An 11,732-nucleotide genomic window follows, 5' to 3' on the forward strand; every position below is an offset into this window, starting at 1 on the left:
CACACCTACGCGACCCAGTAGCAAATGCGGTTCCTTATCATTTGCGGGATATCTTCCCCGCAAAGGACACGCCCATGCTCATGCGCAAAGGTCTTCCCGCCACCCTCCTGCTGGCCGCCATCGCTGGCACTGCCCAGGCCGCCGACGAAGTGGTGGTCTATTCCTCGCGCATCGACGAGCTGATCAAGCCGGTGTTCGACGCCTACACCGAGAAGACCGGGGTGAAGATCAAGTTCATCACCGACAAGGAAGCGCCGCTGATGGCGCGGATCAAGGCTGAAGGCGCCAACACCCCGGCCGACCTGCTGCTCACCGTGGACGCCGGCAACCTCTGGCAGGCCGAGAAGATGGGTATCCTGCAGCCCTTCGACTCGCCCACACTGGATGCCAATATCCCGCCGCAGTACCGCTCCGGCACCGACAGCTGGACCGGCCTGTCGCTGCGCGCGCGCACCATCGCCTACTCCACCCAGCGGGTGAAGCCCGATGAGCTCTCCACCTACGAGGCGCTGGCCGGCAAGCAGTGGGAAGGCCGCCTGTGCCTGCGCACGGCGAAGAAGGTCTACAACCAGTCGCTGACCGCCACCCTGATCGAGACCCACGGCGAGCAGAAGACCGAGGAAATCCTCAAGGGCTGGGTGAGCAACCTGGCCACTGACGTGTTCTCCGACGACACCGCGCTGCTCCAGGCCATCGCCGCCGGCCAGTGTGACGTCGGCATCATCAACACCTACTACTACGGCCGTCTGCACCAGGAGAAGCCGGACCTGCCGGTGAAACTGTTCTGGCCGAACCAGGGCGACCGTGGCGTGCACGTCAACCTGTCGGGCATCGGCCTGACCAAGTATGCGCCGCACCCGGAGCAAGCCAAGAAACTGGTGGAATGGATGACCGGACCGCAGGCCCAGGCGCTGTTCGCCGGTATCAACCAGGAATTCCCGGCCAACCCGAAGGTGGCGCCGTCGCAGGAAGTGGCGGCCTGGGGCGCATTCAAGGCCGACAGCATCCCGGTTGAAGTTGCCGGCAAGCGCCAGGCCGAGGCGATCAAACTGATGGATCGCGCCGGCTGGAACTGATTGCCTGCCGACGCCTCAAGGGGCGTCGGCCTTTGCCTGGTACTGTGCCGAAACGGCCTGGTTGTTCCCCTTCAGGAAGCAGGTGAGCAGCCCGTCCTCGGCGCTGTCCCGGCGCAGTACCAGGCGCAGGCGTCGGTCGACCCGCTGGCCTTCGACTTCGCCGTCGTAGGCCTCCTCGCGCGTCAAGCCAGCATCGACCCAGACCTCCTGCCAGCGTTGCGCCTGTTGCGGGTCGCCGGCCAGGGTGCGATGGGCGAGGTTCAGGCAGGCTTCGGTGGCGGTGGGTTCGTCGGCCAATGCCAGTCCACACAGCGGGGCGAAGAGCAGGGTTGGCAGAGCGCGGCGAAGAAACATGGGCTTTTTCCTTAGCGAGGGGGATGGCAAAGTGGCCGATTCGACCGCTCTACCTTGCGCTTTATCCCTGCTCGCTGAAGATCAGTTGATTTCGAACTCGCCGGCGGCGTGTTTCGAGCGTCTTCGGATGCGCCTGGCCCGAGTACCCACTGAAGTTTCCGGATAATCCGCTGCATGCGCGTCAACCGCTGGTACCTCATCACCTTCCTCGTCGCCGCCCTGGTGTTGCTGCCGATCAGCGTGTTGCTGCTGAGCTGGGCGGAGATCGACCGGGAGATCTGGGCGCACCTGTGGGACACCCAGCTGCCGCGCCTGCTGGGCAATACGCTGCTCCTGGTCTTTGGCGTCGGGGTTGGGGTGACCGTACTCGGTGTGAGCCTGGCCTGGCTCACCAGCCTCTGCGAGTTTCCCGGCCGGCGCTGGCTGGACTGGGCGCTGATGCTGCCCTTCGCGGTGCCGGCCTATGTGCTGGCGTTCGTCTTCGTCGGCCTGCTGGACTTCGCCGGGCCCGTGCAGACGCTGCTGCGCGAGTGGTTCGGCAGCGGCTTGCGGCTGCCGCGGGTGCGCTCCACCGGCGGGGTGATCATCGTCCTGGTGCTGGTGTTCTATCCCTACGTCTACCTGCTGGCGCGCACCGCGTTCCTCGCCCAGGGTCGCGGGCTGACCGAAGCGGCGCGGGTGCTCGGGCTGTCGCCCTGGGCGGCGTTCTGGCGGGTCGCCCTGCCCATGGCGCGGCCGGCCATCGGTGCCGGCCTTGCCCTGGCGGTCATGGAGACCCTGGCGGATTTCGGCACCGTCTCGGTGTTCAACTTCGATACCTTCACCACCGCCGTGTACAAGACCTGGTACGGCTTCTACAGCCTCTCCAGCGCCACCCAGTTGGCCAGCCTGTTGCTGCTGTTCGTCATGCTGGTGCTGCTGGGTGAGCGCTACAGCCGGGGTCGCAGCGGCGTGCCCAGCGAACGGCCGCGCGGTGCCGCGCTGTATCGCCTGCATGGCTGGAAGGCGTTCGTGGCGACGGCCTGGTGCCTGCTGGTGTTCGCCTGCGCCTTCGTCATTCCGCTGCTGCAACTGCTGGTCTGGTGCTGGCAGAAGGGCCGTTTCGATCTCGACGAGCGTTACTGGGGGCTGATTCTGCACAGCCTTTACCTGGGCGGCTGTGCCGCGCTGCTGACGGTGGCGGTGGCGCTGCTGCTGGCCTTCGCTCGCCGCCTGTCGCCCACTCCGGCGGTGCGCTCGGCTGTCGGTATTTCCAACCTTGGCTACGCGCTGCCCGGCTCGGTGCTGGCGGTGGCAATCATGCTGGCCTTCAGCTGGCTGGACAATCACGCGGTGATTCCGCTGTCCACGGCGCTGGGCGGCGCCGGCAAGCCGCTGCTGCTGGGCAGCCTCGGCGCGCTGCTGGTGGCCTACCTGATCCGCTTCATGGCAGTGGCCCATGGCCCGCTGGAGGGTGCCCTGGCGCGTATCCGTCCGTCGCTGCCGGAGGCATCGCGCAGCCTTGGGGTGGGCGGTGCGGGGTTGTTCTTCCGGGTCTATCTGCCGCTGCTGCTGCCGGGGGCGCTGAGCGCCGCGTTGCTGGTGTTCGTCGACGTGCTCAAGGAAATGCCGGCGACGCTGCTGATGCGTCCCTTTGGCTGGGACACGCTGGCGGTGCGGGTCTTCGAAATGACCAGTGAGGGCGAGTGGGCGCGGGCCGCGCTGCCGGCCCTGACGCTGGTGCTGGTGGGGTTGTTCCCGGTCGTTGGCCTGATCCGCCGCTCGGCGCGCGCGGCCGGTTGTGCCGATCGCTGAGATTCGACTGTCGGACACGCTGTCCACAGGCCGGTCATGCGACTACAATGCGCGCGTTTCGTGCGGGCCGTTCTCGCGCTCCGCACCCGCCTCGCCCGGAAGGAGACCACCCATGGGACAGCGCACACCGCTCTATGATTTGCACGTCGCCCTCGGCGCCAAGATCGTCGATTTCGGCGGTTGGGACATGCCGCTGCACTACGGCTCGCAAGTCGAAGAGCACCACCAGGTACGTCGCGATTGCGGCGTGTTCGACGTTTCCCACATGACCGTGGTCGACGTCACCGGTCCGCAGGCGAAGGAATACCTGCAGCGACTCCTGGCCAACGACGTCGAACGACTGCAGACCCCGGGCAAGGCGCTGTACAGCGGCATGCTCAACGACCGTGGCGGGGTGGTCGACGACCTGATCGTCTACCTCGGCGTGTACGGCTACCGCGTGGTGGTCAACGCTTCCACCCGCGACAAGGACATGGCCTGGATGCAGGCCCATACCGAAGGCTTCGACGTCACCCTGACCGAGCGCGCGGACCTCGCGATGTTGGCGGTGCAGGGCCCGAACGCCCGCGAGAAGACCGCCGAGCTGGTCACTCCCTCCCGCGCCGCACTGATCCGCGAGCTCAAGCCCTTCCAGGGCAAGGCCGATGGTGACTGGTTCATCGCCCGCACCGGTTATACCGGCGAGGACGGCCTGGAAATCATGCTGCCGGCCGCCGAAGCGCCGGGCTTCCTCAACGAACTGGTCGGCGCCGGCATTGCCCCGGCGGGCCTCGGCGCGCGCGACACTCTGCGCCTGGAAGCCGGGATGAACCTGTACGGCCAGGACATGGACGAAGACATCTCCCCGCTGGCCGCCAACATGGGCTGGACCATCGCCTGGGAGCCGGCCGAGCGCGACTTCATCGGCCGTCAGGCCCTGGAAGCGCAGAAAGCCGCGGGCGATGCGCCCAAGCTGGTCGGCCTGGTACTGGAAGAGCGCGGCGTGCTGCGCGCCCACCAGGTGGTACGCGTCGCCGGCGTCGGCGATGGCGAGATCACCAGCGGCAGCTTCTCCCCGACCCTGGGCAAATCCATCGCCCTGGCCCGCGTGCCGGCCGCCACCGGCGACCGCGCCGAGGTGGAAATCCGTGGCAAGTGGTACCCGGTTCGCGTCGTTCAGCCGAATTTCGTGCGTCATGGCAAAGCCCTGATCTAAATTGCATCTAACTTGAATAGGGCGGCAGCGCCGCCCGTTGCCCAGTCACCGAGGAAAAACAAGATGAGCAATATCCCCGCCGACCTGCGTTACGCCGCCAGCCATGAGTGGGCGCGCCTGGAAGCCGACGGTACCGTGACCGTGGGCATCTCCGACCATGCCCAGGAAGCCCTGGGCGATGTGGTCTTCGTCGAACTGCCGGAAGTGGGCAAGACCCTCGCCGCCGGCCAGGAAGCCGGTGTGGTGGAGTCGGTGAAAGCCGCCTCGGACATCTACGCCCCGGTGGGCGGCGAAGTCATCGCCGTCAACGACGTGCTGGCCGACACCCCCGAAGAAGTGAACAACGACCCGTACGGCTCCTGGTTCTTCAAGCTCAAGCCGAGCAACCCGGCGGAGCTGGATAAGCTGCTCGACGCTGCCGGCTACCGCGCTTCCTGCGACGCCGACGCGTAAGACACCGCTGTACACACAGGCCTCGACTCGTCGGGGCCTGTTCTTTTAAGGCACGACCTCTCGAGAGCCGACGCCATGTCGAACACCCCTTCGCTTTCCCAGCTGCACCAGCCCGACGCCTTCCTCGCCCGCCATCTGGGTCCGGATGCCGCCGAACAACAGGCCATGCTCGATACCCTGGGGGTGAGCAGTCTCGACGACCTGATCGTGCAGACGGTGCCGCCGGCCATCCGCCTGAATCGGGCGCTGGACCTGCCGGCTGCCCTCGACGAGCAGGGCGCGCTGGCCAAGCTGAAGGGGTACGCCCAGCAGAACCAACTGTGGACCAGCCTGATCGGTACCGGCTACTACGGCACCCTGACCCCCACGGTGATCCTGCGCAACGTGCTGGAGAACCCGGGCTGGTACACCGCCTACACCCCCTACCAGCCGGAGATCGCCCAGGGCCGTCTGGAATCGCTGCTGAACTTCCAGCAGATGACCATCGACCTCACCGGCCTGGACCTGGCCAGCGCCTCACTGCTGGACGAAGCCACCGCCGCCGCCGAGGCCATGGCCCTGGCCAAGCGCGTGGCCAAGGCCAAGAGCAACCTGTTCTTCGTCGACGCCCAGTGCCACCCGCAGACCATCTCCGTGGTGCAGACCCGAGCCGACGCCTTCGGCTTCGAGGTGGTGGTCGATGAGGTGGAAAACCTCGGCCAGCACGCGGTGTTCGGCGCGCTGCTGCAATACCCCGATACCCGTGGCGAAGTCCGCGACCTGCGCAGCCTGATCGACGCGCTGCACGCCCAGCAGGCCATCGCCTGCGTGGCCAGCGACCTGCTCGCGCTGCTGCTGCTCACCCCGCCGGGCGAGCTCGGCGCCGACGTGGTGCTGGGCAGCGCCCAGCGCTTCGGCGTGCCCATGGGCTACGGCGGCCCGCACGCGGCCTTCTTCGCCTGCCGCGACGAATACAAGCGCGCCATGCCGGGGCGGATCATCGGCGTGTCCAAGGACGCCCGCGGCAACACCGCGCTGCGCATGGCCCTGCAGACCCGCGAGCAGCACATCCGCCGCGAGAAGGCCAACTCCAACGTCTGTACCTCCCAGGTGCTGCTGGCCAACATCGCCAGCCTGTACGCCGTCTACCACGGCCCGCAGGGCCTCAAGCGCATCGCCCAGCGCGTGCACCGCCTGACCGCGGTCCTGGCCACCGGCCTGGAAGCCAAGGGCGTGAAACGCGTCAACCAGCACTTCTTCGACACCCTGACCCTGGATGTCGGCGCACAGCAACAGGCCATCGTCGAGCGCGCCCGCGCTGCCCGCGTGAACCTGCGCATCGTCGGTGAAGACCGCCTGGGTGTGAGCCTGGACGAAACCACCAGCGCCGAAACCCTCGCCACCCTGTTCGACATCCTGCTGGGCGCCGGTCACGGCCTGGACGTCACCCAACTTGATGCCGGCAAGGTCGCCGACGGCATTCCCGCCGACCTGCAGCGCAGCAGCGGCTACCTGACCCACCCGGTGTTCAACCGCCACCACAGCGAAACCGAGATGCTGCGCTACCTGCGTCAGCTCGAAGGCAAGGACCTGGCGCTGAACCAGGCGATGATCCCGCTGGGCTCCTGCACCATGAAGCTCAACGCCACCAGCGAGATGATCCCGATCACCTGGCCGGAATTCGCCACTCTGCACCCGTTCGTGCCGCGCGAGCAGGCCGAAGGCTACCGCCTGATGATCGAGGAACTGGAGCGCTGGCTCTGCGCGATCACCGGCTTCGACGCCATCTGCATGCAGCCCAACTCCGGCGCCCAGGGCGAGTACGCGGGCCTGCTGGCGATCCGCAAGTACCACGAGAGCCGGGGCGACGCGCACCGCAACATCTGCCTGATCCCATCCTCGGCCCACGGTACCAACCCGGCCTCGGCAATCATGGCGAGCATGCGCGTGGTCATCGTCGAGTGCGACAAGGGCGGCAACGTGGACCTGGAGGACCTCAAGCGCAAGGCTGAGGAGGCCGGCCCGCAGCTGTCCTGCCTGATGATCACCTACCCCTCGACCCACGGCGTGTACGAGGAAGGCATCCGCGAGATCTGCGATGTCATCCACGCCCAGGGCGGCCAGGTGTACATGGACGGCGCCAACCTCAACGCCCAGGTCGGTCTGGCGCGTCCGGCGGACATTGGCGCCGACGTGTCGCACATGAACCTGCACAAGACTTTCTGCATCCCCCACGGCGGTGGCGGTCCGGGCATGGGCCCGATCGGCGTGAAGAAGCACCTTGCGCCCTTCGTCGCCAACCACCCGGTGATCCGCATCGAAGGCCCGAACCCCCTCAATGGTGCGGTGAGCGCCGCGCCCTGGGGCAGCGCCAGCATCCTGCCGATCAGCTGGATGTACATCGCCATGATGGGCCCGCAGTTGGCGGACGCCACCGAAGTGGCGATCCTCAACGCCAACTACGTGGCCAGCCGCCTCGACGGCGCCTTCCCGGTGCTTTACCGCGGCCGTAACGACCGTGTCGCCCACGAGTGCATCCTCGACCTGCGCCCGCTCAAGGCGCAGACCGGGATCAGCGAGGAAGATGTGGCCAAGCGCCTGATGGACTACGGCTTCCACGCGCCGACCATGTCCTTCCCGGTGCCCGGCACGCTGATGGTGGAGCCCACCGAGAGCGAGTCCAAGCACGAGCTGGACCGCTTCATCGAGGCGATGCTGTCGATCCGCGCCGAGATCGCCAAGGTCGAGTCGGGCGAATGGCCGGCCGAGGACAATCCGCTCAAGCGCGCGCCGCATACCCTGGCGGACGTCACGGGTCTGTGGCAGCGCCCGTACGAGATCGCCGAGGCGGTGACCCCGACCGAGCACACCCGCGCCTTCAAGTACTGGCCGGCGGTGAACCGCGTGGACAACGTCTACGGCGACCGCAACCTGTTCTGTGCGTGCGTGCCGGTGGATGACTATCGCGAGTGATCGCTGAGTCGAACTGAAAAAGCCGCCTTCGGGCGGCTTTTTCGTTGTGGCGATTTCGCCGCTATGGACGGGCTTTTCGTAGGAGCGAGCGTGCTCGCGAATTGTCCCGGCGGCGGAGTCGCCTGTAACCACGTTTCGTAGTAGCGGACTTTGTCCGTGATGCTCTTGTAGGGCGAATAACGCTCCAAGCGTTATCCGCCGACTTGACGTTCGGCGTTTCTGCGCCGCATCGGTGTGCTCGGATGTCTTCTGTTTCGCCCCCTCGGGCGAGTTACTTTCTCAAACGACAGAAAGTAACCAAAGGTCTTTGCCCCATCATCCGGGTCCCGCTTCGCGGGGCTGATTCGCTTCGCTCACCCTTCGGGCCAGCCTTCGGCTGTTACTTCGCTGCGCTTCGTTTCCCTCGCTCCATCGAAGTTTCAGGGGCCCGCCGCGAAGGGGCGCTCCGGTGCGTGTGGACATTTCTCTGGAAGTCTTTAAAGCCAGAGTCAGAGCCAGAGCGGAGCTGCGCTCCTACAGCGAGGCAGTCAGCACGAGGGAATGACGCTGGGCGGGCGGAACGACCCGATCCTCACGCCTGCCCCGCCAGCAGGGTACGGCCCGTGGCGAGCGCCAGGGGCCGCGCCGGTGGGGCTCACTGGGCAGATGCATCGTCGCTGCGGATCAGGATGGCGTTGGCCAGCTCCATGTCGCTGCGTTGGCGCAGGCTGGGGTTGTCGCTGCGCAGGCGGGTCAGTGCGGATTCAAGGTAAGGACCACGGATCGCGCCATCGCTGGCGACATAAGTGCTCGCGTCGTCCTGGGCGGCGGCGATCAGTTTGTGGTCGTGCCTGAAGGTCAGGTAGAGCGACGCGGTGGTCGCGCCGGACGAAATGATGTCGCGCAGGAAGTCGTCGGCCATGGCCGAAGCAACAGGCGCGGCGAGCAAGGCGAGTACGGTGGCCAGTTTGGCGGTGTGCATCAGAATCACCTCCGGAGGGTCCGTGTACAGGTGAGATGCGTGGGGATTGCGGGGAGTTCCACCTTTGCGCCGGGCGGCGCGCGTTGCGCTGGCGGCAGCGCGCGCCGTCGCGGTCAGCGTTGGCTGGCGAGGAGGGCGCTGGCCAGCTCCGCGTCGCTGGCGTTGGCCAGTGCCGGGTCGTTGGCGCGCATCTGCAGCAGCGCGGCTTCCAGGTAGGGGCCGCGAATGGCGCCGTCGGTGGCGATGAAGCTGGCGGCGTCGTCCTGGGCCGGGCCGACCAGCTTGTGGTCGTCACGGCTGGTCAGGTAGCTGGAGGCGGTGGTGGCGCCGGAGGTCAGGACCGAGCGCCAGAAGTCGTTGTCTTCGGCCATGGCCGAGGCCAGCGGGAGCAGGGTGAGGGCAATGACGGCAGGGATGAAGCGGCGACGCATGGTAACTCCTTGGTTGAGTGCGTCTGTCAGAGCTTTTGCCGCTTCGCTAGTTCCCACCTGTTCGTCGGAAGACTCACTCGCGCTTGAGCGTGGGATCGTCCGGGTTCTGCTGTTCCAGTTCCGCCAGCAGCATCTGCACTTTCTGCATCTGCCCGGTTTCGCGCAGGTAGCCGATCAGCGCCAGACGTGCCGCGCGGTTGGCCGGGTGGCGTTGCAGCAGCGCTTCCAGCTCATGGGTGGCGGCGTCGGCTTCCCCGCTGTCGTGCAGGGCGATGGCCAGCACGTAGCGGAGTTGGTCGTCGTCCGGAGACAGCCGCACCGCTTCGCGCAGTTCCTTGAGGGCCGCCGCGCGTTCGCCCTGGCGCACCAGGGCGAGGCCGTTGACGTGGTGCAGCAGGCCGGCGTTGGGATGCTGGCGCAGGGCGTCGTCGAGCAACTGGCGCGCCTCGGCCTGACGGCCATTGGCTTCCAGCCACTGGATCAGGGTGACGGTTGCCGGCAGGAAGTCCGGGTTATGCGCCATTGCCGCACGCAGCGCAGGCTCCACCTGGTCTCCCCGACCGGTGCGCTGGTAGAGCATGGCGAGGTTGAGATTGGCTTCGGCGCGTTCGGCCAGGCTCTTCTGCACGTCTTCGTACTCGCGCAGCCCCTTGTCCAGCGCTTCATCGAGGCCGGGGCGCGCCTGCGGCGGCAGCTGCGCCAGTTGCCAGGCGGCGGCGATGCGCACGGCGCGGATCGGGTCGGAGAGCAGGGGAGCCAGTATGGGCGCCAGCACCAGTGCCTGCTGCGGGCCGTTGGCGAGGGACACGAGGACGTTGATGGCAGCGGTGCGCACCAGCGGATCGGAGTTCTTCAGGCCCTGCCCTGCCAGTTCCAGCGAGCGCGGGCTGGGGTAGGCGGGCAACTCGGCGAGCAGGGTGGCACGGCGGATCGCCGGCAGCTCGGGCGAGGCCAGCAGCAGGTGCAGCGCGCGCGAGGCCCCCGGCTTGCCGCCACGGGCTTTCCACAGGGTGTCGTCGTAGCGCGGTGTGGGGTTGTCGGAGGCGTTCGGTTTGGCCGGCTGTTCGCTGGCATACCACTGGCGGAACTGCTCGGCGATCTTCTTCGCCGGGGTGTCCTTGTGGCAGGCCTGGCAGGCATCCGGCGCGCCGATGCGCCGGGCATGGGCAGGGTCGGGCAGGCTGAAGCCGTGGTCGTGGCGGTAATCATTGACCATGTAGTAGCGGCCCGGCATGTGGCAGGAGGTGCACTGCGCGCCGGGGCTGCCGGGTTCGTGGTGATGGTGCTCGGGCGAGTCGTAGTTCTTCGCCTTCAGGCCCTTGCCGTCGATCTGAGGGCGCACCGGCTTGCCGGCGGTGTTGTGGCATTGCAGGCAGACGCCATTGCCCGGTGCCTTCAGCTCGCCGCTGTGCGGGTTGTGGCAGTCGGTGCACTGCACGCCCTTGGCGAACATCTTGCTCTGGGTGAAGGAGCCCCACTCGAAGACCTCGTCCTTGATCTTGCCGTCGATCTCGTAGAGCTCGCGGGTCAGGGTGCTGGGCAGGTAGTCGTCCATGAAGCGGTGCTTGTTCTGGTAGCCGTCGCCGAGCGGCGCGCGGCGGGCATGGCAGCGGGCGCAGGTTTCGACGACGGTGCTCTGGCTGGCGTTCTTCAGCGGCACCTCGAAGCCCTTGTCGGCGCTGCGGTCCGGTTTCTGCGCCCATTCCAGGTGCTTCGACGCCGGCCCGTGGCAGGCCTGGCAGCCGACACCCAGGCTGTTCCAGTGGCTGGCGAAGCTGTCGGTCTTGGCGTCGTAGTTACGCTTGAAACCGGTCGTGTGGCACTCCACGCACATGAAGTTGGCGTTCTGCGCGGGGCGGGTCCAGTGCAGTTCGTCCTTGTAGTCGATGCGCTGCCCGGGCATGAGCTGGAACCAGCGGTTCTTGCGGCTATCCCAGGCCACGCCGAGGGCCTGCAGGCGGCCGCCAGGGTATTCCAGCAGATACTGCTGCAAGGGTTCGATGCCGAAGGTGTAGGCCACCTTGAAGTCCGCCGGCTTGCCGTCGTTGCCGGGGGTGTTGACCCAGTATTCGTCGCCCTTGCGGAAGAATCGGGTGGTCTCGACCTCGCCCTTGAAGGTGACATCGGCGAAATCGCCGAGCACGTTGTCTTCGCTGGCCGGCTTCATCGCCTGCTGGTGATGGGAGCCCTGCCAGTCCTTGGTCTGCGCCTGGTGGCAGCCTTCGCAGGTGGATTCGGCGACCAGTTGCGCGGCTTGCGCGGCGGGTGCCGGCGCTTGCGGAGCGGGTGCGGCGGCCTGGGCAGGTGGCTGATCGCTGGGCAGGGTGACGCCGGTGTCCTGCTGCACCCAGATCCAGGCGCCAAGGGTGACCAGGAGCAGTACCCCGGCAGCGGCTGCAAGCCAGGTGCGGCGGGGGGCGGAAGGCTGGGATGCAGGGGGAGTGGGGCGAGGCTTCTTGGTCTTGTTGGACATGGACATCCGTTGTTCCGCGACGACTCCAGGGGTAAGGGAGCTT

9 protein-coding genes are annotated in these 11,732 nt (G+C 67.1%); 5 read left to right on the top strand and 4 right to left on the bottom strand.

The window, feature by feature from the left end:
- Positions 1-74 precede the first annotated feature (74 nt).
- On the top strand, positions 75-1,076 hold the full coding sequence (locus tag SD196_RS01565) for an extracellular solute-binding protein (protein WP_416310998.1): 1,002 nt from the start codon (positions 75-77) through the stop codon (positions 1,074-1,076).
- A gap of 15 nt (positions 1,077-1,091) precedes the next feature.
- On the opposite strand, the gene SD196_RS01570 is transcribed toward SD196_RS01565, so the two are convergent.
- On the bottom strand, positions 1,092-1,430 hold the full coding sequence (locus SD196_RS01570) for a hypothetical protein (protein WP_275609735.1): 339 nt from the start codon (positions 1,428-1,430) through the stop codon (positions 1,092-1,094).
- Positions 1,431-1,604: 174 nt separating this feature from the next.
- Here SD196_RS01570 and SD196_RS01575 point away from each other — a divergent pair, with 174 nt between their 5' ends.
- From SD196_RS01575 to gcvP, 4 genes are all read left to right on the top strand, one after another.
- The gene (locus SD196_RS01575; protein ID WP_416310999.1) at positions 1,605-3,224 is read left to right on the top strand and encodes an ABC transporter permease; all 1,620 of its coding nucleotides are present in this window, start codon (positions 1,605-1,607) and stop codon (positions 3,222-3,224) included.
- A 112-nt stretch (positions 3,225-3,336) separates the two neighbouring features.
- Positions 3,337-4,419, top strand: a complete 1,083-nt coding sequence (gcvT, locus tag SD196_RS01580; RefSeq protein ID WP_275609737.1) for a glycine cleavage system aminomethyltransferase GcvT — start codon at positions 3,337-3,339, stop codon at positions 4,417-4,419.
- A 63-nt stretch (positions 4,420-4,482) separates the two neighbouring features.
- On the top strand, positions 4,483-4,872 hold the full coding sequence (gene gcvH / locus SD196_RS01585; protein WP_275609738.1) for a glycine cleavage system protein GcvH: 390 nt from the start codon (positions 4,483-4,485) through the stop codon (positions 4,870-4,872).
- Positions 4,873-4,947: 75 nt separating this feature from the next.
- On the top strand, positions 4,948-7,824 hold the full coding sequence (gcvP, locus tag SD196_RS01590; protein WP_416311000.1) for an aminomethyl-transferring glycine dehydrogenase: 2,877 nt from the start codon (positions 4,948-4,950) through the stop codon (positions 7,822-7,824).
- A 634-nt stretch (positions 7,825-8,458) separates the two neighbouring features.
- On the opposite strand, the gene SD196_RS01595 is transcribed toward gcvP, so the two are convergent.
- The 3 genes from SD196_RS01595 to SD196_RS01605 form a co-directional block, all read right to left on the bottom strand.
- Complete coding sequence (locus tag SD196_RS01595; protein ID WP_275609740.1) at positions 8,459-8,785, bottom strand: DUF2388 domain-containing protein; 327 nt, start codon at positions 8,783-8,785, stop codon at positions 8,459-8,461.
- Between the two features lie 113 nt (positions 8,786-8,898).
- Positions 8,899-9,216, bottom strand: a complete 318-nt coding sequence (locus SD196_RS01600) for a DUF2388 domain-containing protein (RefSeq protein WP_275609741.1) — start codon at positions 9,214-9,216, stop codon at positions 8,899-8,901.
- Positions 9,217-9,289: 73 nt separating this feature from the next.
- The gene (locus tag SD196_RS01605; RefSeq protein ID WP_416311001.1) at positions 9,290-11,695 is read right to left on the bottom strand and encodes a tetratricopeptide repeat protein; all 2,406 of its coding nucleotides are present in this window, start codon (positions 11,693-11,695) and stop codon (positions 9,290-9,292) included.
- Positions 11,696-11,732: the final 37 nt, after the last annotated feature.

Origin of the sequence: Pseudomonas macauensis (assembly GCF_047902425.1) — a bacterium.
Lineage (GTDB): Bacteria > Pseudomonadota > Gammaproteobacteria > Pseudomonadales > Pseudomonadaceae > Pseudomonas.